This window comes from Aeromonas sp. QDB31, assembly GCF_027707605.1.
Taxonomy (GTDB): Bacteria; Pseudomonadota; Gammaproteobacteria; order Enterobacterales; family Aeromonadaceae; genus Aeromonas; species Aeromonas media.
Genome location: NZ_JAPCIX010000025.1, coordinates 1 through 22,305, shown reverse-complemented (window position 1 = coordinate 22,305; position 22,305 = coordinate 1). Strand labels below are relative to the sequence as shown.

The window sequence follows — 22,305 nt, the reverse complement described above, 5'->3', positions numbered from 1 at the left end:
GACCCGATACGGCTCGCCCGGCTGGCTTGCGTATCGAGGCCAAAGGTCTTGCAGAGCGATAGATGTTATCGCCGCTCATGCCATGGACCGGCAGATCCAAGAATGTTGACATGAGCCCTGCCCGGATCTCGGGCGGGTTGCTACTCCCCAATGACAGTGCGGGATTTTTACCAAGAGATGGGGCGCCCCACAAGGAAAATGGCCGCTCATCCCCCCGGCAAGTTGTAAGGGGATGTAACCACCCCACCCAGCAAATCCCTCGGATCTGCCCATAGAGATCCTGAACCCGTCCCAAGACCCTCGCCTTGGCACAGGCCTTGCTATGAGTTGACTACTGTCCACATTGACTTGGGAAGGGTGAACGATGAAACGGTGGATCCAACATTTTTACCAGCTGAATCGCCTCAACTGGCTAATGGTCTGGCTGCTGCTCTGCTGCAGCATCATACTGCTGTTCCCGGCCGGGCTGATGAAAGGCGCCGTGAGCCAGTGGGCCACGGTCCACGCCGCCTGGCTGGGGGTCGGCATGCTGATCGCCATCTCCTATTTCTGCAGCCAGGGTTTCCTGATTGCCTGGGAATGGGCCTGCGAAGAGTGGCAATCCCGCCGTCAGCAGGATCAGCTGGCCCAGATGATAGGTTTCCTCGACTTCAACGAGAAGGCGGTGTTGCGGGAGTTCGTGCTGCAACGGAAAAGCGTCATAAACCTGCCGATCACCGAGCCCGCCGTCAAAAACCTGATGGATGCCGGGGTGCTGACCTATGCCTATGGCAAGCCGGTGCGAGAGAAGGAGGACGAAAACCAGATCCGCGCCCTGATGATTGCACTGCCGGCGCGGCCGCTGCTGACCTACAAGGTGCTGGGGCTGTCGCGCGGCAAGATGAGCGACGAGCAGGTGGAGCAGATCATGAACGCCAGACCCAAGTTCGCCCAGAAGAGCTTCCAGCGCTGAGCCGTCACCATCCTTCATACAAAAGAGCCGGACACTGTCCGGCTCTTTGCTATCTGGCTGGGGCTACTCGGTTCTTGCCTTGAGATAACCGGCGTAGTCGGGCACCTGTACGCTGAATGCCTGCTGCATGTGCGGGCTGTCCATGATGAAGTCCGCCGTCGCTTCGTTGGTGGCGACCGGGATGTTCCAGACCGCCGCGAGACGCAGCAGCGCCTTCACGTCCGGATCGTGTGCCGCGGCATTGAGAGGATCCCAGAAGAAGATCATCACGTCGATCCTGCCCTCGGCGATCAGGGCGCCGAGCTGCTGATCGCCGCCCATGGGGCCGGAGAAGAGGCAGGTGATGGGGAGTTGTGCCTGCTTGCCGAGCAGGGTGCCCGTGGTGCCGGTCGCATAGAGGTGGTGGAGCTTGAGCTCCTCCTTGCGGCGCAGCACCCAGTTCAGCAATGGGGCTTTCATGTTGTCGTGAGCAACCAGGGCCACCCGCTTGTGGGGGGCCATCTCACGTGCAATCAGTTCCATGGAGATCATCCGTAGCAAAGTGATGGAAATAGGGCCGTATCTTAATCGAAAGCGGCGCGTGCTGCTTTGCCCTGGATCGTAACTGTGATCACTGCAATGGTTCAATCCGGCTTGGGGCAGTGCCTCGTTCGCCGGATCCGGCGGTGCGTCCCGTTCCGTGAAGGGGGTTGGCTGACTTGGGGAAACAACCCGGTTGGCCACCTGCCTGGCAGGCAGTAACGTCCGTATATTTCAAATTCATGCATGCGCTTGAAGCTGGCGGCCCAGAAAAAACCCGCCTTGGCGGGTTGGGGGCAGATCATGATGACATCCACACTCAGGATGACTCTGAATGAAGCTGGGATTGCTGGTAATTTTCCAGACCGATACGGGCGATCAGGTCGAGCTGGGTTTCCAGCCAGTCAACATGCTCCTCCTCGTCTTCCAGGATATCCTGGAACAGATCGCGGCTGACGTAATCCTGCACGGACTCGGCATAGGTGATGGCCACTTTCAGGTCGGGAATGGCATCCATTTCCAGTGACAGATCGCAGCGCAACATCTCCTCGACTGTCTCACCGATGCGCAGCTTGCCCAGATCCTGCAAGTTGGGCAGCCCTTCCAGAAACAGCACTCGCTTGACCAACTCGTCGGCATGTTTCATCTCATCGATGGACTCATGATATTCCTTGTGCCCGAGGCCCTTGAGGCCCCAGTCATCGTAGATGCGGGCATGCAGAAAATATTGGTTGATGGCAACCAGCTCATTGGCCAGCACCTTGTTGAGGTGGGCAATGATTTTGGGATCTCCTTTCATCGACATTACTCCTCATGTTCGAGCCTAGGGCACCGATCACTAGAGCTTAGTTGAGAAAAATGACCATAAGAAGATAGCGAATAGGCCCCCCAGAAAGGGAGAGCCTTCGCTCGATGAGGTGAGGTGTCGGGAAGAGGCGCTTCAGGCCACTTCGTAATAAAGGGGCGCCTGCTCCGACTCCATCTTGTCGACTTCGGCGGCAATGATCTCCATCGCCATGCGCACGCATTTGCCACATTGGGTACCGACTTCCAGCGACTGTTTCAACTGTTTGAACTCGGTCTTGCCTGCCTGTACCGCCTTGCGGATCTGGTTATCTGTGATGCCGCGGCACAAACACACGTACATATTAATGGACCTCATGCTGGAATGAGATGAAATCTAAATGAGAATGGTTCGTAATGCAAGGAACGAATGGTAATAAGATCTCCTGCTTGCCAGTGATTCCCCCCTTGAGGAGAATACAACCATCAGAGAGGAGACCAAGATGCTCAAGAAACTATTCAATGCCCTGTTCAAAGAGCAATCTGCCCAGATAGTCGATGTCACGCCCACCGAATACGCCGGCTATCTCATCTATCCCGAACCCATGGCGGAAGTGGGGCAGTACAGGCTGGCCGGTCGCATCACCAGGGAGATCGACGGGCAATTACAGACTCATCGCTTCATCCGCTCCGATCTGTTCGCCAACCCAGCCGACGCCGAGCGCTTCATGGTGCAAAAAGCCCATACCTTCATCGATCAGATGGGGGAGCGCATGTTTGAGCCACGGGTGAAGCCGGGCGACAGCTCATCCTCATGATCCCAGCCGAGGTGGATCTGTTGCGCCAGGCTCTCGCTCACGCCGGTGAGCGTCGCCTGATTTGGCTGGAAGGTCTCGAAGCCGATTGCATCACCCGCGCCGAACCCTTGCTGGGGGAGGTGGTCTTCTGGCTGGGAGATGGCCCCGAGCACCATGGACCGTTGCCCGCTGCCAAGGCGCTACAACGGCTCGGTCAGGAGTGCGATACCCTGGTGTTCAACGCCTTCAGCGGTTTTCATCCCGATGCCTTCGGCGCCCTGGCGGGCACGTTGCGCGCCGGGGGGCTGCTGCTGCTGCTGACGCCTCCCAGAGCGGCGTGGCCAGCCTATCCGGATCCCGACAGGTTGCGGCTGGTCGCCCAGCCCGAGGATGCCAAGCGGGCGGGTCATGGTTTTATCGCCCGCCTGGTGCGGCTGCTGACAGGGGACCCGGCCCTCTCCTTGAGCCCTCCCGTCGGCGTCGAGCCCTGGCGTCCTATTGACGCAAGCCGGCCACTCAGTGCCGATCAAGCCCGTGCGCTGCCGGCCATCCACAAAGTATTGCATGGTCATCGCCGTCGTCCGCTGGTGCTGAGCGCGGATCGTGGCCGCGGCAAGAGTGCGCTGCTGGGTCTGGCCAGCGCCGATCTGCTGCGCCAGGATCCCGGCCTGCAGATAGTGGTGACGGCTCCCGCCCAGGCGACGGTCGCCACGCTCTTTGCCCATGCCTCGGCGGCGCTGGCAGACATGCCTGAGCGGCTGACGGGGCTGACCTATGTGTCGCCAGACCGAGTCGCTCAAGGGGATGTGCAAGCGGATCTGCTGCTTGTGGATGAGGCGGCCGCCATTCCGACCCCGCTGCTGGAGGCCATCCTTGCCCATCACAGCCGCATAGTGTTCGCCACCACCGAGCACGGCTATGAAGGGACGGGGCGTGGCTTTCATCTGCGTTTCAAGCGGGTGCTCGATAGGCAAACCCCGGATTGGCAGGAGCTGCATCTGGTCGAACCCATCCGCTGGAGTCGGCATGATCCGCTGGAGCCGCTGATCTTCCGGTTGCTCGGTCTCAATGCCGACATGGTGGCACCTCAACCTCCGAAGACACCGAGCTGGCGACGGCTGGTACAGGAGGCGCTGGCCTTGGATGAGGCTCTGCTCAATCGGGTGTTCGGCCTGCTCGTCCTGGCCCATTATCAGACCAGTCCCAGCGATCTGCGGTATTTGCTGGAGAGCCCGGACCTCGACATCCACCTGCTGGAGCAAGAGAGGGAGTTGCTCGGTGTTGCCCTGGTGGCTCGGGAAGGCAACATAGCGCCAGCGCTGGCTCATCATATCTGGGCTGGGCGACGACGTCCCCGCGGCCATCTGCTGCCCCAGTCGCTGCTGGCACACGCCGGTTTCATCACGGCAGGGGAGCGCACCTATGCCAGGGTGATGCGCATTGCCATCCATCCCTCCTTGCATCGTCTGGGACTGGGTTCTTTGTTGCTGGCTCAGCTGGAAACACACTACCGCACGCAGGGATACGACTATCTGGGGTCAGCCTTCTCTGCCAGTCCTGATTTGCTGCCATTCTGGCTCAAGGGGGGGCTGACGGCATTGCGCATCGGCCTGCAGCGAGATGCGGCCAGTGGCAGCCATGCGGCTTTGTTGCTCAAACCACTTAAAGCGGAACTCGATTCGGAGCTGGCTCAATGGCGACAGCGCTTCGTGAGCCAGTTGCCCACCCTGCTGGCAGGAGAGCTCAAGGGGCTGGAGCCCGAACTGGTCTGGTTATGTCTGAGAGGTGACGTGGCCGTAGAGGTGCCCGAACTGGATGAGTTCGAGTATCAGGAGCTCGATTGCTTTGCCCATCATCACAAGCCGTTCGAGCTGTGCCAAGCCAGCTTGCAACGCTGGCTGACCAGTCGGTTGACTGTGCTGGATGAACTGCTTCCCGACGAGCGTCGGTTGCTGATCGCCCCCATCTGGCAGTATGTGGACTGGAATGAGTTGGCAAAGACGTTGGGGGTTGCCGGCAAACCTGCACTTATCAAGATGCTGCGCAGCCTGCTGGCCCGGCTATTGGACAAACCGGCACCCATGACCTGATGACGGACGACATGGCCGCGGCGGTGCGAGATGACACCTGCGGTCGCGATTAGAACAAGGGGCCTGTGTGGCCCCTTCTCTTTTGTCGAGCGGCCCTGGCCGTTCGCTATCGGATATCTCCTGTGATTGCGCCATTCAGGGCGATGCCATGGGGCAATGGCCGCCGCCAGCATCCCCTCCTTCTACCCTGGATAGGACGCCAACTGCTCTGACGAGTCCCTCATCGGCCGGCACCACTTTGGTTTTTTCAGAATATGGACTAATACTTGAATGTGACTGAATGTTTAATAAATGCATTATTTTCAGATGGTTAGCTTTTAAGTTGTCAATGTCTGCCATCTTTTCTAACGTGCACAGGGAGTGCAATGTGGGAAAAAATGCAATCAACCATGGCGCATGGATGGTGTGGCTCGCCAGCAGCAGTGTTTCCGCCAACGACATCACATTCAACATGACACGCGGGGCGACCGCCATCAGCCAGCAGGTGTATGACCTGCATATGACGATCTTCTATATCTGCTGTGCCATTGGACTTATCGTCTTCGGGGCCATGCTCTGGTCCATCGTCCACCACAGAAAGTCTCGCGGCGCCAAGGCCGCCCAATTCCACGAGAGCACCCGCATCGAGCTGCTATGGACGGCCATCCCGGTGCTGATCCTGGTCGCCATGGCGGCACCGGCGACCTCGACACTGCTGAAAATGGAGGATACCTCCAAAGCCGATCTCACCGTGCTTATCACGGGTTCGCAATGGAAATGGCATTACAAATACCTCGAGTATCCGGTGGAGTTTTACTCCTTGCTGGCGACCAGCAAGAAGCAGATCTCGGGCGATGAACCCAAGAGCGGTACCTATCTGCTGGAAGTGGATCAGCCTCTGGTGTTGCCCGTCGGCAAGAAGATCCGATTCCTGATGACCTCGGACGATGTAATTCATTCCTGGTGGGTGCCCGCCTTCGCCGTGAAGAAAGATGCCAATCCCGGTTACATCAACGAATCCTGGACCCGCATCGACAAGGCTGGCACCTACCGGGGGCAGTGTGCCGAGCTGTGCGGCAAAGACCACGGCTTCATGCCCATAGTGGTGGTGGCCAAGCCGGCCGGGGAGTTCGATGGCTGGATCGCAAAGACAGCGGCAGACCAGGCCGCTGCCAAGGCCCAGCAGCAAGACCTGGCCAGCCAGACCATGACGCTACCGCAGGCCATGGAGCTGGGTGAGAAAGTGTTCCTGGGGCATTGCGCCGCCTGCCATCAGCCCGCGGGTACGGGCTTGCCTGGTATCTTCCCGGCCCTCAAGGGCAGCAAGGTGGCGACGCTGCCAGAACACAGGGCCCAGCACCTGGACATAGTCCTGCATGGCAAGAGCGGGACTGCGATGCAGCCCTTCGGCAAGCAGCTGACGGCGCAGGAACTCGCCGCCGTCGTGACATACGAGCGCAATGCCTGGGACAACAAGACCGGTGATGTCATTCAGGCTGCAGAGGTGCAGTCCCTTCTGAACCCAGTCGAACCAAACAAGGACAAGTGAGGCGCCAGCATGAGTGATGGAATCACGGATACCCTGCACAGCGAGCACGCCCACCAACCTGCATCGGGCCTGAAACGCTGGTTATACACCACTAATCACAAAGATATCGGCACTCTCTATCTGTTGTTCGCCCTGACCATGTTCTTCACCGGTGGCGCCATGGCCATGGTCATTCGGGCCGAGCTGTTCCAGCCCGGTCTGCAACTGGTCGAGCCCCTGTTCTTCAACCAGATGACCACGGTACATGGCCTCATCATGGTCTTTGGCGCCGTGATGCCCGCCTTCACCGGTCTCGCCAACTGGCTGATCCCCATCATGATCGGGGCCCCGGACATGGCATTGCCCCGGATGAACAACTGGAGCTTCTGGATCCTGCCGTTTGCGTTTCTGATCCTGCTGTCGAGCCTGTTCATGGAGGGTGGTGGCCCCAGCTCGGGCTGGACCTTCTATGCCCCCCTGTCCACCAAATACAGCGGCAACAGCACGGCGCTATTCGTCTTCGCCATCCACATCATGGGCATCTCCTCCATCATGGGAGCCATCAACGTCATCGTTACCATCTTCAACCTGCGGGCGCCGGGCATGGGCTGGATGAAGATGCCGCTGTTTGTCTGGACCTGGCTTATCACGGCCTTCCTGCTCATTGCTGTCATGCCGGTTCTGGCTGCGGCGGTGACCATGGTGCTGACGGACAAGTATTTCGGGACCAGCTTCTTCGACGCGGCCGGGGGAGGGGATCCTGTGATGTTCCAGCACATCTTCTGGTTCTTTGGCCACCCTGAGGTGTACATCATGATACTGCCGGCCTTTGGCATCGTCTCCAACATCATTCCCACCTTCTCTCGCAAGAAACTGTTTGGTTATCGCTCCATGGTCTATGCCACCAGCAGCATCGCCTTGCTCTCCTTCATGGTCTGGGCTCACCACATGTTTACGACTGGGCTGCCGGTTGTCGCCGAACTGTTCTTCATGTACGCCACCATGCTGATCGCGGTGCCGACCGGGGTGAAGGTATTCAACTGGGTGGCCACCATGTGGCGGGGGTCACTGACGTTCGAGACCCCCATGCTGTTTGCCATCGCCTTCATCACCCTGTTCACCATAGGTGGCTTCTCGGGGTTGATGCTGGCCATGATCCCGGCCGATTTCCAATATCACGATACCTATTTTGTCGTGGCCCATTTTCATTATGTGCTGGTCACCGGCGCCGTCTTCTCGATCCTGGCCGCCGCCTATTACTGGCTGCCCAAATGGACGGGGCACATGTATGACGAGCGACTCGGCCAATGGCATTTCTGGTGCTCGCTCATTTCGGTCAATGTGCTCTTCTTCCCCATGCATTTCGTCGGTCTGGCGGGCATGCCCCGTCGCATTCCGGATTACGCGCTGCAGTTTGCCGACTTCAACATGCTGATCAGTCTCGGCGGCTTCGCCTTCGGGTTGTCGCAGTTGTTGTTCGTCTGGGGGGTGATCAAGTGCATCAGGGGCGGGCAGCAGGCGAGCAATCAGGTGTGGGAAGGGGCGGAGGGGCTGGAGTGGACGCTCTCATCCCCCCCTCCCTACCACAGCTTCAAGACCCCACCAGAGGTGCGGTAAGGAGGTCATATGGTTCAGGTCAATCACGGTCCCCTGCTCAGAAAGCTGGCCCTGGTGGTGCTTGTCATGTTCGGGTTCGCCTTTGCACTGGTGCCGCTGTATGACGTCTTCTGCAGGATCACCGGTCTCAACGGCAAGACTGCAGTACAGCCGGCCACGACAGAGCGGGCGGTGATCGACAGCAAACGGACCATCCAGATCGAGTTTCTTGCCCATGCGGACACCCGGATGCCGTGGCAGTTCAGCGGCGAAACGGCGCGGTTGTCGGTGCGGCCTGGTGAAATGAAGCTGGTCAATTATCGGGTGTTCAATCCCACCGATCGCACCATGATTGGTCAGGCGGTACCGTCAGTCTCGCCCGGTCCTGCCGCCGCCTATTTGAAGAAAGTGGAGTGCTTTTGCTTCAACCGTCAGGAGTTGCAGGCGGGAGAGAGCAAGCTGATGCCGCTCAAGTTTTATGTCGACCCCGATTTGCCCGACAACATCAACACCATCACGCTCTCCTACTCACTCTATGAGATCACTCAGTCCACCCCAGCCCCGACGCTGGCGCAGAGGAAATAATCATGGCCAAAGTGAACCAGACGTATTACGTCCCTGACCAGAGCCGCTGGCCCATCATAGGGGCGGTGGCCCTGTTTTTCCTGGCTTTCGGGGCGGGGCATCTGGTCAATGAGGTGGCGAGCAAGCAGGCCGGGGTCGGCCGGTACTTGATGATGGCTGGCGTTGCCTTGCTGATTTTCATGCTGTTTGGCTGGTTTCGTCACATCATCCAGGAGTCTATGACCGGGCTCTACAGCGCCCAGATGGACAGATCCTTCCGGCAAGGCATGGTCTGGTTCATCTTCTCCGAGGTGATGTTCTTCCTTGCCTTCTTCGGAGTGCTGTTCTATGCCCGCCAGCTTGCCATGCCCTGGCTGGACGGCACGGGCAACAAGGCGATGACGGCCCAGTTGCTGTGGCCGGATTTCTCGGCGCACTGGCCCATGGTCAAGACCCCGGGAGGAACCACGACCCAGGCCATGCCCTGGCACGGAATCCCCCTCATCAATACCCTGATCCTGCTCGGCTCCTCCGTCACCCTGCTGTTTGCTCATACCGGGCTGGAGAATGGAAAACGCAGTCGTCTCAAGGGGATGCTGCTTGTGACCGTGCTGCTCGGGTTGGCGTTCCTCTGGCTGCAAGGCTATGAATACCTGCATGCGTACCGGGATCTGGGGCTGCGACTGGACTCCGGCATCTACGGCAATACCTTCTTCATCCTGACCGGATTCCATGGCTTGCATGTCACCCTGGGGACTGTGTTCCTGCTGATCATATGGTTGCGGATAGTGCTGAAGGATCACTTCACCGCCGAGCGCCACTTCGCCTTCCAGGCCGCGGCCTGGTACTGGCACTTCGTCGACGTGGTATGGCTCTGCCTCTTCGTGTTCGTCTACCTGCTCTGAGATCGGGATCAGTAAGGGCGCGGGTTGGGCTCCAGCCAGCCCATCATCAGGGAGAGCAGCAGGATGACGACCACCAGCAGGGAAAAGAACACCCGACGCCCCAGCGGGGCGGACATCTTCTGGGGATGACCCGTGGTCATCATCAGCCAGAGGGCATGAAACAGCTGCCCAATGATGAGCAGCAGCATCAGTACCAGCACTATCTTGATCAACATGTTGGAGCCCTCCGTTATATGCGTGACATGGCTACATGGGATAAGCAGCGACCATGGCATCACAGGCGCTGGATCGTACTGATGTTCACTCTGGTTGTGACGGCGGGTTTGTGCAAGCTGTCGCTTTGGCAGTGGCAGCGGGGGATGGAGAAAGAGGCCTGGCTGGGGCGGATGGCAGTGGCGCAGCAGGTGGCGCCACTGACGCTTGCCCGGATCGACTGGCGCAACCTCGAGTCACTGGACGGCCTGTCACTGGGAGGGGAGGTCGAATGGGTGTCCCCTCATGTCTGGTTGCTGGACAACCAGGCGGTGGCGGGCGAGATCGGCTATGACGTCATCATACCGGTACGCGCCGGTGATGCCCGTCCCTTGTTGCTGGTCAACCTGGGCTGGGTGCCTGCACCCGCCAGCCGGCAGCAGCTGCCAAGGCCCGTCATCCCGGCAACTCTGGAGCTCGACGGTCTGTTGCGCACAGCCCCCGGTGGCGTCTTGCTGGGTCAGAACATAGAGTCCGGCCCCTATCCTAACCGGCTGCAGTCCATCAGGGTGAATGCTCTGAGCGAGATCATCGGCTCGCCCCTTGCTGACGCCGTGTTTTATCAAAGGCAGACTCCCTTCCTCCATCACTACCAGCCGAATGTCATGCCGCCCGAGAAGCACAGGGCGTATGCAGTGCAATGGCTTGGGCTGGCACTGGTGATGCTGGTGGGCGGTCTGGTGCTGACAAGGAGGTTGTCCCCATGAACTCATGGTCAAGATGGAAGGTACCTGTCCTTTTTTGGCTGGTGATACTGCTGCCTGTGGTATTGGCTGCGCTGACCCTGAGGCAGGGCTGGTATGAACCCGGTACTCGCAACAAGGGGGCCTGGTTGGATCGGGAGGTCTATCTGTTGCAGCCGCTCCCGTCCCATCAGAGCAAATGGCGGCTGGTCTATCTGGCTGCCAGGCGTTGTGAGGCGCAATGCCAGCAGGTGCCAGAGTTGATGTCGCGGATCCAAAGCGCCCTTGGCCGCAATCTGGACAAGCTGGAACTGGTGCAACTGACCGATGCGCCGCCGCGCGGGGCGAACGGAGCCGTGCGGGCGGGCGATATGATGCTGGTGGACTCGCAAGGGCTGGCCATTCTGCGTTACGAGGTGCCGGCCAGCACGGCGGCGTGGCCGCTGCTTGGCAAGGCAGTGCTGTCGGATCTGCAGCAACTGCTCAAGTATCAGCGAGGTGTGCAATGAACGCGCACCTGAGGCCTGTGTCGTGTGTCCTGTTGCCATCATCCGGGTACAAGCTTCAGCGGGGGGGCGTATGAAAATACAGAAGAGGCTGGCATCGATCGCCATTGTGCTGGCGGTGTTGGTCATCGTGCTCGGTGCCTATACCCGGCTGACGGATGCCGGGTTGGCCTGCCCCGATTGGCCCGGTTGTTACGGCTCCCTGGCCGTCCCCCAATCCGTGCATATGGAGCGGGCGGCCCAGCTCTATCCGGATACACCGCTGGAGCCTCACAAGGCGCGCAGCGAGATGGTTCATCGCTACTTCGCCGGTGTGCTGGGTGGTGTGATTGCGTTGCTGTTCATGCTGAGCTGGCGCGCTGGCGGTCGTCTGCGCCACCTCTCGGGGGCCTTGCTGGTGCTGGTGGTTGGCCAGGCAGCCCTTGGTATGTGGACGGTGACGCTGGCGCTGCATCCTCTGGTGGTGACCACCCATCTGCTGGGTGGGTTCGCCATCCTGACCCTGCTCTGGCTCTATCGGACCGAGCTTGTGCGCTCCCCCGCGAACGCGCCCGTCTGCCACGGTGAGGGCTTGCCCTGGCTGGGCAATGCGGCCTGCGGTGTGCTGCTGCTTCAGATAGCGCTGGGGGGCTGGACGTCGGCGAACTATGCGGCCATGGCCTGCGTCGAGCTGCCTCTCTGTCAGGGGAGCTGGCAGGCGCAGCTGAACTGGGAGGAGGCATTTCATCTGCCGTTCGGCCACGCTAGCTATGAGTTCGGGGTGCTGAGCAAGGAGGCGCGCCAGACCATCCATATCGCCCATCGTCTGGGAGCCCTTGCCACCGCCCTGCTGGTGGGGGGCTTTGCCCTCGCTCTGATCCGTCAGGGGGCCCCGTTGCGCTTCCTGGGGGGGGGCTTGCTGGCCCTGCTGCTGGTGCAAATTGCCTTGGGGCTGGCGAATGTCCACCTGGCCCTGCCGTTGGCCAATGCCCTCGCGCACAACCTGGTGGCGGCGCACCTGCTGGTGTGTTGTGTACTGGCCCGTGGGCGGCTCTCCCGCCCCCGGCTTTCCCCTTCGCTGTCGCCTGAGGCGATCAGGAGTCAGACATGAACAGCAAGTCATTGGCCCGCTTCATCGACACCCGGCTGTTGCGGGACTACTACCAACTGACCAAGCCCAAGGTGGTGGCCTTGCTGCTGCTGACCGCCTGGGTCGGCATGCTGCTGGCCGAGCCGACCCAGGCCTCACTGGACGAGATGGTGCTGGGACTGACGGGGATAGGGCTGCTGGCTGCGGGGGCCGCGGCCATGAATCACTCTCTGGATCACGGCATCGATGCCCAGATGCGCAGAACGCGCTGGCGACCGGTCGCCATGGGGCGGATCGGGCCTAAGTCTGCGATGGTGTTTGCGCTCTGGCTGGCGTTGACGGGCTTCGTCCTGCTCTATTGGGGCGTGAATCCTCTGACCGCCTGGCTGACCCTGGCCAGCCTGTTTGGCTATGCGGTCGTCTATACCCTGCTGCTCAAGCGGGCCACACCACAGAACATCGTCATCGGCGGGTTGGCAGGGGCCATGCCACCGCTGCTGGGCTGGACCAGCATCACGGGAGGGCTCTCGGCCGAGCCCTGGCTGCTGGTGATGATCATCTTCACCTGGACGCCGCCCCACTTCTGGTCCCTGGCCATCCACAGACGTGATGATTATGCCGGCGCGAACATTCCCATGCTGCCCGTCACCCACGGCATCGCATTCACCAAGACGGCAATCCTGCTCTATCTGATGATCCTGACCCTGGTCTGCCTGCTGCCCTACCTGATCGGCATGTCCGGGCTGCTTTATCTGATCGGCAGTCTGGCGCTGAACCTCGGGTTCTGCTGGCATGGCTGGTTGCTGAAGTATTCGGATCGCCCCGGTCAGGCGATGCGCACCTTCCGCTTCTCCATCTATCACCTGATGTTGCTGTTTGGTCTGCTTATTCTGGATCACCACTGGTTGTGGCGGCTGTCATAGGGGGGAAGTATCTGGCAGGGGATATGGGTAGTGGTTTGCACATTCAGGCTGGCCCCGAAGCCAGCCTGAATCATGTTCAGAGCTTGACCATGATGTGGCGCGGCACCGTGTAGTCTTCCAGCGCGTAGAGGGAGAGATCCTTGCCGTAGCCGGACATCTTCATGCCGCCGTGGGGCATCTCGGAGGTGAGCATGAAGTGAGTGTTAATCCAGGTGCAGCCGTACTGCAAGTGGCTGGCCACCTTGCTGGCAAGGCCGAGATCCCGGGTCCAGACCGAGCTGGCGAGGCCGTAGTCCGAGTCGTTGGCCCACTGCACCACCTGCTCGGCGTCGCTGAAGCGGGTCACCGACACCACCGGGCCGAACACCTCCCGGCGCACGATTTCATCCTCCTGGCGGGCATGGGCGATCAGGGTCGGCTCGAAGAAGAAGCCGTTGCCGGGGCGGATCTTGCCCCCCGCCGTCACCTCCACGTGGCCGCTGCTCTGGGCCCGCTCCACGAAGCTGGCCACCCGGTTGCGCTGCCGGTCAGAGATGAGCGGCCCCATCTCCACCCCCTCCTCGCGTGGACCGCCTACCTTGATGGAGGCCACCGCCTCGGTCATGGCGGCGACGAACTTGTCGTAGATCTTGCCCTGAGCGTAGATGCGGCAGGCGGCGGTGCAATCCTGGCCGGCGTTGTAGAAGCCGAAGGTGCGAATGCCCGCCACTACGGCCTCCAGATCCGCATCGTCGAAGATGATGACCGGCGCCTTGCCCCCCAGCTCCAGGTGGGTGCGCTTCATGGTGCGGGCGGCGCTCTGCAGGATCTTCTGGCCGGTGGCGATGTCACCGGTGAGCGACACCATGCGCACCAGCGGGTGCTCCACCAGCGGCGCCCCCACGCTCTCGCCCCGGCCGCAGACGATGTTGATGACACCGCGCGGGAAGAGCTCGCTGGCGAGCTCCGCCAGGCGCAGGGCGGTGAGTGGGGTCTGCTCGGAGGGCTTGAGCACCACCGTATTGCCGGCGGCGAGCACGGGGGCCATCTTCCAGGCCGCCATCATCAGCGGATAGTTCCAGGGGGCAATGCTGCCCACCACCCCGATGGGGTCGCGGCGGATCATGCTGGTGTGCCCCTCGATGTACTCCCCCGCCAGCGGCCCCTGCAGGCAGCGGGCGGCGCCGGCGAAGAAGCGGAAACAGTCCACCACCGCAGGCAGCTCGTCATTGAGCACAGCCAGATAGGGTTTGCCGCAGTTGAGGGATTCGAGGGCTGCAAACTCCTCGGCGTGGCGCTCGATGGCATCGGCCAAGCGCAGCAGCAGGGTGCTGCGGCTTGCCGGGGTGGTGCGGCTCCACTGGGCGAAGGCGCGCTGGGCACCGTTCACCGCCCGGTTCACCTGCTCGAATGAAGCTTCTGGCACCGAGGCGAGAAGCTCCCCGGTGGCCGGGTTGAGGATGGGCTCGGCCTGGCCGTCACCGGTGACGAACTGACCGTCGATCAAGAGTTGGGTAGAGAGTTTCATGGTTGCATCCTTGCGCACGCGTTGAGTCGTTATTTGCCACTGCCGGCGACGTCCTGGCCGTCGCGGGTGAGGTAGTAGGCAAGCAGAATGGGAATGGTGGTGAAGGCCACTATGATGAGCGCCACCACGTTGGTGACCGGCCTGTCCCGTGGCCGGATCAGCTCCTGATACATCCAGATCGGCAGTGTGGTTTGCTGGCCGGCGGTGAAGGTGGTGACGATCACCTCGTCAAAGCTCAGCGCAAAGGCCAGCATGCCCCCAGCCAGCAGCGCGGTGGCGAGGTTGGGCAGGATCACGTAACGCAGGGTCTGGAAGCCGTCGGCACCGAGATCCATCGACGCCTCGATGAGGTTCTGGTTGGTGCGGCGAAAGCGCGCCAGCGCATTGTTGTAGACCACCACCACGCAGAAGGTGGCGTGACCGATGACGATAGTCCAGAAGCTGAAGGGGATCTCCATCACCCCATAGGCGGAGCGCAGCGCGATGCCGGTGACGATACCGGGCAGGGCGATGGGCAGCACCAGCAAGAGCGATACCACCTCCTGGCCGAAGAAGCGGCTGCGGGCGATGGCCCCCGCCGCCAGGGTGCCGAGTACCATGGCAGCCAGCGTCGCCAGCCCCGCTACCTCCAGCGACAGCTGGATGGCGCGCCACACATCGGGGCGGTTGAGGGTCACCTCGAACCACTTGAGGGTGAGCCCGGGCGGCGGGAACTGGTAGCTCTTGCTCTCGCTGGTGAAGGCGTAGAGGAAGATGAACAGGATCGGAAAGTGCAGGAACAGGAGGCCGCCGATGGCCGCGTACCTGAGCAGGCCGGAGGGTTGGCTGCCGTGGTCCCGTTTCATGGAGGTATTAGAGCGCATCGAAGGCCCCCAAGCGTTTCGCGATGGTGAGGTAGATGGCGATGATGAGGATGGGCACCAGCGAGAAGGCGGCGGCGAAGGGCAGGTTGCCCGCCGTGCCCTGCTGCATGTAGACCACCTGACCTATGTACATGGTGGAGTTGCCGATGATGCCGGGGATGATGTAGTCACCCAGCGTCAGGGAGAAGGTGAAGATGGAGCCCGCCACCACGCCTGGCAGGGCCAGCGGCAGGATCAGGGTGCGAAAGGTCTGGGCCGGGGTGGCGCCGAGATCGCCGCTCGCCTCAAGCAAAGAGCGCGGGATCCGCTCCACCGCCGCCTGGATCGGCAGGATCATGAAGGGTAGCCAGACGTAGACGAAGACGATGAAGGTGCCGAGCCGCGAGAACGACAGCGAGGGGCCGCCTATCACCGGCAGGGAGAGGATGCCATCCAGCAGCCAATCCAGCCCCAGAGTATCCGCCAGCCAGCTCACCACCCCCTCTTTGGCCAGGATCAGCTTCCAGGCATAGACCCGTACCAGATAGCTGGACCAGAGCGGCAGCATGATGCCCACATAGAACAGGGCCCGGGTCTTGCCACTGGTGTAGCGCGCCATGTAGTAGGCGATCGGAAAACCGAGCAGGGCGCAGGCCAGGGTCACCAGCAGCGACATGCAGACGGTACGACCGATGACGTCCAGGTTTTCCGGTCGCAGCAGGGCGACGAAGTTCTGCAGGCCCAGTTCATGGCGGATCTGGCCGCTGAACTCGTCCAGCCCGAAGAAGGCGTTGGAGAGCAGCATCAGCAGGGAACCGACATAGATGATGCCGAGCCACAGCAGGGGCGGCCCCAGCAGGATGGCCAGCAGCAGGCCGGGACGGCCGTAGAGCAGGGTAGAGAGGCGCCGCAGCGGCCGATAGGAGAGGGGGGCAGTGGGTTGGCTCATGGCAAGGCTCGCACTGTGGGGGGCACTCATGGTTGAGCTCCCTGGTGGGCGGAGTGCAGGCGATGGATCGCCTGCTCCGGCCAGCTGAGGCTGACCCGGGCGCCACGGGGCAGGCGGGCCTGGCCCTCGTTGGGGTGGTTGACGATGAGCTCGAGCTGCTCGCCGAGATCGACCCGGTAGCGCACGAAGGGGCCGAGGTACTCCACCTCGCGCACCTCACCAGACCAGCCCGGTGTACCGGCCTCGGCAAGCCGGATCCGCTCCGGGCGCACCATCATCTGGCGCGCATCGCCGCACAGACGGCGGGCCTGTTCCCCCTCGAACAGGTTGACGGTGCCGACGAAGCGGGCGACGAAAGGGGTGGCGGGGGCGTCGTAGATGGTATCCGGCGCGGCTATCTGCTCGATCTTGCCCTGATTGAAGATGCAGATGCGGTCGCTCATGGAGAGCGCCTCCTGCTGGTCGTGGGTGACGAAGATGAAGGTGATGCCGAGCTGGCGCTGCAAGGCTTTCAGTTCGAGCTGCATCTGCTCGCGCAGCTTGAGGTCGAGCGCCCCGAGCGGTTCGTCCAGCAGCAGGATGCGCGGCTGGTTGATCAGTGCCCGGGCGATGGCGATGCGCTGGCGCTGGCCGCCGGATAGCTGGCCGGGCTTGCGGTTGCCGACGCCGGGCAGGCGCACCAGCTCCAGCATCTCGTCCACCTTGTGGTAACGCTCGCCCTTGGCGACGCCCTTGAGCATCAGGCCGTAACCGATGTTGTCGCGCACATCCATGTTGGGAAACAGGGCGTAGTCCTGAAATACGGTATTGAGGTTGCGCTCGTAGGGGGGCACGGTGGAGCAGGGTTCGCCGAACAGCCGGATCTCCCCCTCGCTCGGGTATTCGAAGCCCGCGATCATCCGCAGGCAGGTGGTCTTGCCGGAACCGCTCGGCCCCAGCAGGGTGAAAAACTCGCCGGCCGGGATCTGGAAGGAGATGTCGTCGACCGCCTTCACCTCGCCATAGTGGCGGCTGACCCGGTCAAATTGTACGGCTGTCATGGTACGTCCTTGTCACTAGAGGTGCGGGCCGAACTCCTGTCCGGCCCAATATTGGCCTTGATTCAAGCAGGCTCAGCGACCACCCAGGATGGCGATATAGTCCGAGACCCAGCGATAGTAGGGCACACAGGTTCCCTGGCTCTTGCACTGGGAGACGGGGGTACGCCAGAAGTGAACCCGATCGAAGTTGTCGATGCCGTTGGTCTTGCAGCCCTCTTTCCCGAGCAGGGCGTTGCCCTCGCAGGCGGCCGGCACCACGGGCACCGAGCCGAACCAGGAGGCGAGATCCCCCTGCAACTTGTTGTTCAGGGAGTGCTCCAGCCACTTATAGGCACAGGTGAGGTTCTTGGCCTCGTTGTGCACCATGCTGGTGTCGGCCCAGCCGGTGACGCCCTCCTTGGGCACAGTCGTGGCGATGGGCTGCTTGTCGGCGATCAGGGTATTGGCCTGGAACGGCCAGGAGCCGGAGGCCACCACCCCCTCGTTCTTGAAATCGTCTATCTGGACGAAGGCGTCGTGCCAGTAGCGCCCCACCAGCTGGCGCTGCTTGCGCAGCAGATCGAGGGAGGCCTTGTACTGCTCCTCGTTCAGCTCGTAAGGATCCTTGATGCCGAGCGCCGGCTGGTGGGTCATCAGATAGAGGGCGGCGTCTGCGATGTGGATGGGGCCATCGAACGCTTGCACCCGCCCCTTGTTGGATTTGCCGTCCGGCAGGGTCTGCTCCTCGAACACTACACTCCAGGAGTCGGGCGCCTTGGGGAACACCTTGGTGTTGTACATCAATATGTTGCCGCCCCACTGGTAGGGCACGCCATAGTGCTTGCCATCTACCGTGTGCCAGGGAGCATTCTGCAGGCGGGGGTCTATCTTGCTGTAGCTCGGGATGAGCGCCAGGTTGAGTGCCTGCACCTTGCCCCCCGCGATGAGGCGCAGGCTGGCGTCGCCGGAGGCGGTCACCAGATCGAAGCCCCCTTCGTTCATCAGGGCCACCATCTCGTCCGAGGTGGCGGCCGTCTTGACGCTGACCTTGCAGCCGGTCTCCTTCTCGAAGCCGGTTACCCAGTCGTAGTTCTTGTCGGTCTCGCCGCGCTCCACGTAGCCGGCCCAGGCCACGATGTTGAGCTGGCCTTCACCCTTGCCGAGTTCGGTCGGGGCGGCCTGGATCTGGCCTGCCAGCAGGGCAGGGATCAGGGCCAGGGTCAGGGGGGTCAGTTTCATCTTGCTCTCCTTGCATGAACTGGAGCCATGCGATACCGCAATGGCGCTTAACATCCTGTTAACCAGTCATGAGCGTAGGAGAAGGTAGTGGGAATGAGAATTTCAATTTTTGACGCCAGAGGTATCTGCCAAATCTATATCGAGTGCAGATGAATCTTTTTTTGATGATGGCTCGGTGATCACCCTGAGGGCGCTGGCTAGCGGGAGACCGGCTGGCGGGCCCGCAGCCGGCTCTGATCCCGCGCTATGTCAATGAACTCGCGGGCGGTCCAGTCGAGCCGCGAGCCGCGCCGCCACACCAGGCCGATGTCGATGGCGGGGATGGGCTCCTTGATGGCGCGGGCCTCGACCCGCTCCTGCTCCAGCGACCAGGGGCGGTAGGCAAAGTCCGGCAGCAGGGCGAGCCCGAGTTGGCTCGCCACCAGGCTGCGCACCGCTTCCACCGAAGCGGTGCGCAGCACCGTGCGGGGGGAGATGCCGTAGCGGCGCAGGCCGGCCCCGATGATCTGATCCAGCTGATCGGCGGTCAGCGAGATCATGGGCTCGTCACCTAACGCCTTGAGGGAGAGGGTCGATTCCGCGCAGAGGGGGTGGTTGGCGGCGAGCCAGAGCCGCAGGGGTGATCGGGTCAGCAGTTCGGTATCGAACGCCTCCTGGCGTATGGTGCGGTTGGTCATCAGGATCCCCACGTCCACCTCGCCGTTGACGATCTGATGCTCCAGAAACGGCTGCTCGTCTTCCTTCACCTCGATGCGTACCGCCGGAAAGGCGCGGCGAAAGCGGCCTATGGCCTCCGACAGGTAGTAGCCGGCCACCAGCGTCGTCACCCCTATGGTGAGCTGCCCCTGATCCTGCTGGGCCACCGCCTTGAGGGACTGGCCGGCTTCGGTCATGGCGCCGAGAATGCGCCTGGCATGGAGCAGAAACTGGTGGCCCTGGGCCGTCAGGGTGACGCCACGCGGGTTGCGCTCGAACAGGGCCGCGCCGAGCTCGGTCTCCAGCTCGCGGATGGCGCTGGTGACTGCCGACTGGGAGATGTGCAGCTCGGCGGCGGCGCGGCTGACCGAGAAGCTGTCGGCCACGGCCACGAAGTAACGGATCTGGCGAAAGGTAAAATTCATCTGGGCATCCTGCCACGGGCGACGAGGTTGGCTGCCAGCTTAACCCCGAACTTCCCCCAAGCAAAAGGCGCCGTGATGGCGCCTTTATCAGTATTTTTCCTGCTGTTAGCGGGAGCTGGCCGCCTCGATCACCGGCACCCGGTTCACCGCCTTGCCCAGATAGGCGAGGGTGATGGTCACTATGATGCAGGTGAAGCTGAGCCACATGTAGGGCAGGTAGTCGAGTGTGGCCACCCCCAGAACCCCGGCCATGAAGATGCCGTTGTCGCTCCAGGGCACCATGCCGCAGGTGAGGGTGCCGCCGAACTCGGCGTTGCGGGAGAGGTTCTTGCGCGCCAGTCCCAGCCGGTCGTAGTTCTTGGCCATGATCTTGGGGGTCAGGATCAGGGATACATACATGGCGGAACCGAACACGTTGGCCAGGAAGGCGGTGCCTATGGTGTGGCTGGTCAGGCTGCCGACGCTGTTGATGCGCTTCTCGAAGGCGCTGGCGATCACTGCCAGTATGCCGACCTTCTCCAGCAGGCCGCCAAAGCCCAAGCCGAAGATGATGACGGCCACCGAGCCCAGCATGGACTCCATGCCGCCGCGACCCAGGATGTTGTCGATGAAGTCGACGCCTGAGGTGATGGCGAACGGGCTATAAGCGGAGTGCATCGCCTTGACCGGATCCATGTCCTGGAAGGCGATGGCCCAGACAAGGCCGAGCAGGGCGCCGAAGCTGATCACCGGGAAGGCGGGTTTGCGGTTCGCCAGCAGGCCCAGCACCAGCACCACCGGCACAATGGCCAGCGGGGTGATGTTGAACTGCTTGTCGAGGGCCTCCATCACCAGGTTGACCTGCTCCAGGCTGACGTTGCCGGAGTATTGCATGCCGACCACGGTGAACAGGGCGGCGGTGATGACGTAGGAGAACAGACTGATGGGCAGCATCCCCTTGATGTGCTCCACCACGTCGACGTTGGACATGGTCGAGGCCAGTACCACTGAGTCGGAGAGGGGGGATAGCTTGTCACCGAAGTAGACGCCGGAGAGCACGGCACCGGCTACCAGGGGGGCAGGGACGCCCAGGCTGTGGCCTATGCCCATCATGGCGATCCCCGCCGTAGCGGCAGAGCCCCAGGAGGTGCCGGTAGCCAGCGAGGTGAGGGAGCAGATGATCAGGGTCGCCAGCAGGAAGATGGAGGGGTGTATCACCTTGAGGCCGAAGTAGATGATGCTGGGGACTATGCCGCCGGCGATCCAGGTGCCCACCAGGGCACCGACGGAGACCAGTATCAATATTGCCCCCATCCCCTTGGCGACGCCGTCGACGGCCGCCTGCTCCAGAGACTTGTAATCATGGCCTAGCCGGATGCCGAGCCCCATGATGATGAACCAGGCGATGAACAGTGCCAGCTGGATCGGCAGATCGAGCACGCTGGTGAACGAAAAGGCCAGGGCCAGGAAAATGGCCAGGCAGGCAAACACCTGCACCATGCCAGGCAATCGGATGTGGTTTTGTTGGTTTTGCATAGATACTTCCTAAACTCTTGCTCGCCAAGGTCGGTCCCTCTCGTCCTGTGGATACACGTATCCCGAGGGGCCGGCCCAAAAAGAGGCCGCAATCTACCACAAACCCGGGGCGCAAAATCCCAACTTATTTAGCAAAAATGCATTAATGTTTGATAAATCTACTCATTAGTTGATCTCATCGGCGCTTTTTTTGAATATCAGGTCGATGCAGGGCAAATAGCCAAAACCCATAGAGAAGTCCGATTGCACTCCCCATAATCACAAACGATAATCGTTATCGTTTAATCCTGTGGGTAGTATCATCATGATCTGGATAGTGCGGTGTCTCTTGCTGGCAGCCTTGCTGGCGGTGTTGGGCTGGGGTCAGGACAAGGCATACGGCCTGTGGAGTCTGGGCTTCTTGCTGGCCGCCTGGGTCATGCTGGAACCCAGGCTGAGGCCGGCGCTGATCCTGCTGCCGGTCGCGGGCATGACGGGGGTCGTCACCCTGCTCTGGCAGCAAAGCTGGCTATAGGAGCCGTTCAGCGGGAAGGGACGGCCTGGATCTTGTCGTAGGCCTGGCGGAGGGAGGCGATGACCTTCTGCTCCATCTCGGTGCGTTCGGCATCCGGGGTGAAGTAGATCATGTCGACGTTGTGGCGTATGTAGTGAGAGGGGAGTTGATTGAGGGTCAGGCAACAGAGATCGGCTAGCTGGTAGGGGGTCAGTGTCTGGTTAAGTCCCTGTTTTTCTATCTCTTTGAGCACCAGATGCTCATAGAAGTTGTGAATGTCGGTATCCAGGATCATGGGAAAACCCCTGTGGTGGCATGGCATCTTCAACAGCATAGCCATGACAGGGGCAAAAACAAAAGGCCCATCACTTTCGTGATGGGCCTTTTTGCATGATGAATGGTGCGAAGAGAGGGACTCGAACCCTCACATCCGTGGGACACTAACACCTGAAGCTAGCGCGTCTACCAATTCCG

Annotated in this window: 24 protein-coding genes and 1 riboswitch; of the genes, 12 read left to right on the top strand and 12 right to left on the bottom strand. The window is 61.4% G+C overall.

Features of this window, described 5'->3' with window-relative positions; genetic code table 11:
* Nucleotides 1–53: 53 nt before the first annotated feature.
* Nucleotides 54–161, bottom strand: a riboswitch (yybP-ykoY riboswitch).
* 203 nt (nt 162–364) lie between these two features.
* A complete protein-coding gene (locus PG898_RS18290) occupies nt 365–952 on the top strand; it encodes a superinfection exclusion B family protein (protein WP_005330454.1) in 588 nt (195 codons plus the stop codon).
* A 63-nt stretch (nt 953–1,015) separates the two neighbouring features.
* Here the strand turns inward: PG898_RS18290 and PG898_RS18285 are convergent, their stop codons facing one another.
* The 3 genes from PG898_RS18285 to PG898_RS18275 form a co-directional block, all read right to left on the bottom strand.
* Nucleotides 1,016–1,474 (bottom strand): methylglyoxal synthase, encoded by a 459-nt coding sequence (locus PG898_RS18285; RefSeq protein WP_041204943.1) that lies wholly within the window; start codon nt 1,472–1,474, stop codon nt 1,016–1,018.
* A gap of 316 nt (nt 1,475–1,790) precedes the next feature.
* A complete protein-coding gene (bfr, locus tag PG898_RS18280; protein ID WP_041204945.1) occupies nt 1,791–2,270 on the bottom strand; it encodes a bacterioferritin in 480 nt (159 codons plus the stop codon).
* A gap of 141 nt (nt 2,271–2,411) precedes the next feature.
* Nucleotides 2,412–2,618 (bottom strand): bacterioferritin-associated ferredoxin, encoded by a 207-nt coding sequence (locus PG898_RS18275; RefSeq protein WP_041204947.1) that lies wholly within the window; start codon nt 2,616–2,618, stop codon nt 2,412–2,414.
* Between the two features lie 139 nt (nt 2,619–2,757).
* On the opposite strand from PG898_RS18275, the gene PG898_RS18270 reads away from it, so the two are divergent.
* The 6 genes from PG898_RS18270 (at nt 2,758) to PG898_RS18245 (ending at nt 9,713) form a co-directional block, all read left to right on the top strand.
* Entirely contained in the window at nt 2,758–3,072 is a 315-nt protein-coding gene (locus PG898_RS18270) for an HlyU family transcriptional regulator (RefSeq protein ID WP_270824783.1), read from the top strand.
* Nucleotides 3,069–5,141, top strand: coding sequence for a tRNA(Met) cytidine acetyltransferase TmcA (locus tag PG898_RS18265; RefSeq protein WP_270824784.1), 2,073 nt, complete (start codon nt 3,069–3,071; stop codon nt 5,139–5,141). Before PG898_RS18270 ends, PG898_RS18265 begins: the two co-directional genes overlap by 4 nt.
* Before the next feature lie 367 nt (nt 5,142–5,508).
* The gene (gene coxB, locus PG898_RS18260) at nt 5,509–6,669 is read left to right on the top strand and encodes a cytochrome c oxidase subunit II (protein ID WP_442865819.1); all 1,161 of its coding nucleotides are present in this window, start codon (nt 5,509–5,511) and stop codon (nt 6,667–6,669) included.
* Between the two features lie 9 nt (nt 6,670–6,678).
* Nucleotides 6,679–8,265: a cytochrome c oxidase subunit I gene (ctaD, locus tag PG898_RS18255; protein WP_270824786.1), complete on the top strand. Its 1,587-nt coding sequence runs from the start codon at nt 6,679–6,681 to the stop codon at nt 8,263–8,265.
* 9 nt (nt 8,266–8,274) lie between these two features.
* Nucleotides 8,275–8,829, top strand: a complete 555-nt coding sequence (locus PG898_RS18250) for a cytochrome c oxidase assembly protein (protein WP_042648176.1) — start codon at nt 8,275–8,277, stop codon at nt 8,827–8,829.
* 2 nt (nt 8,830–8,831) lie between these two features.
* Nucleotides 8,832–9,713, top strand: coding sequence for a cytochrome c oxidase subunit 3 (locus PG898_RS18245; protein ID WP_270824787.1), 882 nt, complete (start codon nt 8,832–8,834; stop codon nt 9,711–9,713).
* A gap of 8 nt (nt 9,714–9,721) precedes the next feature.
* Here the strand turns inward: PG898_RS18245 and PG898_RS18240 are convergent, their stop codons facing one another.
* Nucleotides 9,722–9,928: a DUF2909 family protein gene (locus tag PG898_RS18240; RefSeq protein ID WP_005330432.1), complete on the bottom strand. Its 207-nt coding sequence runs from the start codon at nt 9,926–9,928 to the stop codon at nt 9,722–9,724.
* Between the two features lie 81 nt (nt 9,929–10,009).
* Here PG898_RS18240 and PG898_RS18235 point away from each other — a divergent pair, with 81 nt between their 5' ends.
* The 4 genes from PG898_RS18235 (at nt 10,010) to cyoE (ending at nt 13,146) form a co-directional block, all read left to right on the top strand.
* Nucleotides 10,010–10,672, top strand: a complete 663-nt coding sequence (locus PG898_RS18235) for an SURF1 family protein (protein WP_270824788.1) — start codon at nt 10,010–10,012, stop codon at nt 10,670–10,672.
* The gene (locus tag PG898_RS18230; RefSeq protein ID WP_042648177.1) at nt 10,669–11,157 is read left to right on the top strand and encodes a hypothetical protein; all 489 of its coding nucleotides are present in this window, start codon (nt 10,669–10,671) and stop codon (nt 11,155–11,157) included. Before PG898_RS18235 ends, PG898_RS18230 begins: the two co-directional genes overlap by 4 nt.
* 70 nt (nt 11,158–11,227) lie before the next feature.
* Nucleotides 11,228–12,244, top strand: coding sequence for a COX15/CtaA family protein (locus tag PG898_RS18225; protein ID WP_042648178.1), 1,017 nt, complete (start codon nt 11,228–11,230; stop codon nt 12,242–12,244).
* Nucleotides 12,241–13,146 carry a heme o synthase gene (gene cyoE / locus PG898_RS18220; protein ID WP_005330425.1) on the top strand — a complete coding sequence of 302 codons (906 nt, stop codon included), beginning with the start codon at nt 12,241–12,243 and terminating at the stop codon, nt 13,144–13,146. Before PG898_RS18225 ends, cyoE begins: the two co-directional genes overlap by 4 nt.
* Nucleotides 13,147–13,222: 76 nt before the next feature.
* Here cyoE and PG898_RS18215 read toward each other — a convergent pair whose 3' ends face one another.
* From PG898_RS18215 to nhaC, 7 genes are all read right to left on the bottom strand, one after another.
* Nucleotides 13,223–14,653 carry a gamma-aminobutyraldehyde dehydrogenase gene (locus PG898_RS18215; RefSeq protein ID WP_041211738.1) on the bottom strand — a complete coding sequence of 477 codons (1,431 nt, stop codon included), beginning with the start codon at nt 14,651–14,653 and terminating at the stop codon, nt 13,223–13,225.
* 29 nt (nt 14,654–14,682) lie between these two features.
* Nucleotides 14,683–15,498 carry an ABC transporter permease gene (locus PG898_RS18210; RefSeq protein ID WP_270824793.1) on the bottom strand — a complete coding sequence of 272 codons (816 nt, stop codon included), beginning with the start codon at nt 15,496–15,498 and terminating at the stop codon, nt 14,683–14,685.
* 7 nt (nt 15,499–15,505) lie between these two features.
* Complete coding sequence (locus PG898_RS18205; RefSeq protein WP_270824789.1) at nt 15,506–16,474, bottom strand: ABC transporter permease; 969 nt, start codon at nt 16,472–16,474, stop codon at nt 15,506–15,508.
* Entirely contained in the window at nt 16,471–17,484 is a 1,014-nt protein-coding gene (locus PG898_RS18200) for an ABC transporter ATP-binding protein (RefSeq protein WP_128272242.1), read from the bottom strand. Before PG898_RS18200 ends, PG898_RS18205 begins: the two co-directional genes overlap by 4 nt.
* A 72-nt stretch (nt 17,485–17,556) precedes the next feature.
* Nucleotides 17,557–18,702: an ABC transporter substrate-binding protein gene (locus PG898_RS18195; RefSeq protein WP_268422377.1), complete on the bottom strand. Its 1,146-nt coding sequence runs from the start codon at nt 18,700–18,702 to the stop codon at nt 17,557–17,559.
* Between the two features lie 197 nt (nt 18,703–18,899).
* Nucleotides 18,900–19,823 (bottom strand): LysR family transcriptional regulator, encoded by a 924-nt coding sequence (locus PG898_RS18190; protein ID WP_270824790.1) that lies wholly within the window; start codon nt 19,821–19,823, stop codon nt 18,900–18,902.
* A gap of 105 nt (nt 19,824–19,928) precedes the next feature.
* Entirely contained in the window at nt 19,929–21,338 is a 1,410-nt protein-coding gene (gene nhaC / locus PG898_RS18185) for a Na+/H+ antiporter NhaC (protein WP_270824791.1), read from the bottom strand.
* Between the two features lie 304 nt (nt 21,339–21,642).
* Between nhaC and PG898_RS18180 the strand changes: the two genes are divergently transcribed.
* Entirely contained in the window at nt 21,643–21,852 is a 210-nt protein-coding gene (locus PG898_RS18180) for a hypothetical protein (protein ID WP_041206801.1), read from the top strand.
* A gap of 7 nt (nt 21,853–21,859) precedes the next feature.
* Here PG898_RS18180 and PG898_RS18175 read toward each other — a convergent pair whose 3' ends face one another.
* Nucleotides 21,860–22,126, bottom strand: a complete 267-nt coding sequence (locus PG898_RS18175) for a late competence development ComFB family protein (RefSeq protein ID WP_161507516.1) — start codon at nt 22,124–22,126, stop codon at nt 21,860–21,862.
* Nucleotides 22,127–22,305 lie beyond the last annotated feature (179 nt).

Coding starts and splice junctions, on each gene's coding strand:
- PG898_RS18290 (WP_005330454.1), top strand. CDS start 365: ATGAAACGGTGGATCCAACATTTTTACCAGCTGAATCGCCTCAACTGG.
- PG898_RS18285 (WP_041204943.1), bottom strand. CDS start 1,474: ATGGAACTGATTGCACGTGAGATGGCCCCCCACAAGCGGGTGGCCCTG.
- bfr (WP_041204945.1), bottom strand. CDS start 2,270: ATGAAAGGAGATCCCAAAATCATTGCCCACCTCAACAAGGTGCTGGCC.
- PG898_RS18275 (WP_041204947.1), bottom strand. CDS start 2,618: ATGTACGTGTGTTTGTGCCGCGGCATCACAGATAACCAGATCCGCAAG.
- PG898_RS18270 (WP_270824783.1), top strand. CDS start 2,758: ATGCTCAAGAAACTATTCAATGCCCTGTTCAAAGAGCAATCTGCCCAG.
- PG898_RS18265 (WP_270824784.1), top strand. CDS start 3,069: ATGATCCCAGCCGAGGTGGATCTGTTGCGCCAGGCTCTCGCTCACGCC.
- ctaD (WP_270824786.1), top strand. CDS start 6,679: ATGAGTGATGGAATCACGGATACCCTGCACAGCGAGCACGCCCACCAA.
- PG898_RS18250 (WP_042648176.1), top strand. CDS start 8,275: ATGGTTCAGGTCAATCACGGTCCCCTGCTCAGAAAGCTGGCCCTGGTG.
- PG898_RS18245 (WP_270824787.1), top strand. CDS start 8,832: ATGGCCAAAGTGAACCAGACGTATTACGTCCCTGACCAGAGCCGCTGG.
- PG898_RS18240 (WP_005330432.1), bottom strand. CDS start 9,928: ATGTTGATCAAGATAGTGCTGGTACTGATGCTGCTGCTCATCATTGGG.
- PG898_RS18235 (WP_270824788.1), top strand. CDS start 10,010: ATGTTCACTCTGGTTGTGACGGCGGGTTTGTGCAAGCTGTCGCTTTGG.
- PG898_RS18230 (WP_042648177.1), top strand. CDS start 10,669: ATGAACTCATGGTCAAGATGGAAGGTACCTGTCCTTTTTTGGCTGGTG.
- PG898_RS18225 (WP_042648178.1), top strand. CDS start 11,228: ATGAAAATACAGAAGAGGCTGGCATCGATCGCCATTGTGCTGGCGGTG.
- cyoE (WP_005330425.1), top strand. CDS start 12,241: ATGAACAGCAAGTCATTGGCCCGCTTCATCGACACCCGGCTGTTGCGG.
- PG898_RS18215 (WP_041211738.1), bottom strand. CDS start 14,653: ATGAAACTCTCTACCCAACTCTTGATCGACGGTCAGTTCGTCACCGGT.
- PG898_RS18210 (WP_270824793.1), bottom strand. CDS start 15,498: ATGAAACGGGACCACGGCAGCCAACCCTCCGGCCTGCTCAGGTACGCG.
- PG898_RS18205 (WP_270824789.1), bottom strand. CDS start 16,474: ATGAGTGCCCCCCACAGTGCGAGCCTTGCCATGAGCCAACCCACTGCC.
- PG898_RS18200 (WP_128272242.1), bottom strand. CDS start 17,484: ATGACAGCCGTACAATTTGACCGGGTCAGCCGCCACTATGGCGAGGTG.
- PG898_RS18195 (WP_268422377.1), bottom strand. CDS start 18,702: ATGAAACTGACCCCCCTGACCCTGGCCCTGATCCCTGCCCTGCTGGCA.
- PG898_RS18190 (WP_270824790.1), bottom strand. CDS start 19,823: ATGAATTTTACCTTTCGCCAGATCCGTTACTTCGTGGCCGTGGCCGAC.
- nhaC (WP_270824791.1), bottom strand. CDS start 21,338: ATGCAAAACCAACAAAACCACATCCGATTGCCTGGCATGGTGCAGGTG.
- PG898_RS18180 (WP_041206801.1), top strand. CDS start 21,643: ATGATCTGGATAGTGCGGTGTCTCTTGCTGGCAGCCTTGCTGGCGGTG.
- PG898_RS18175 (WP_161507516.1), bottom strand. CDS start 22,126: ATGATCCTGGATACCGACATTCACAACTTCTATGAGCATCTGGTGCTC.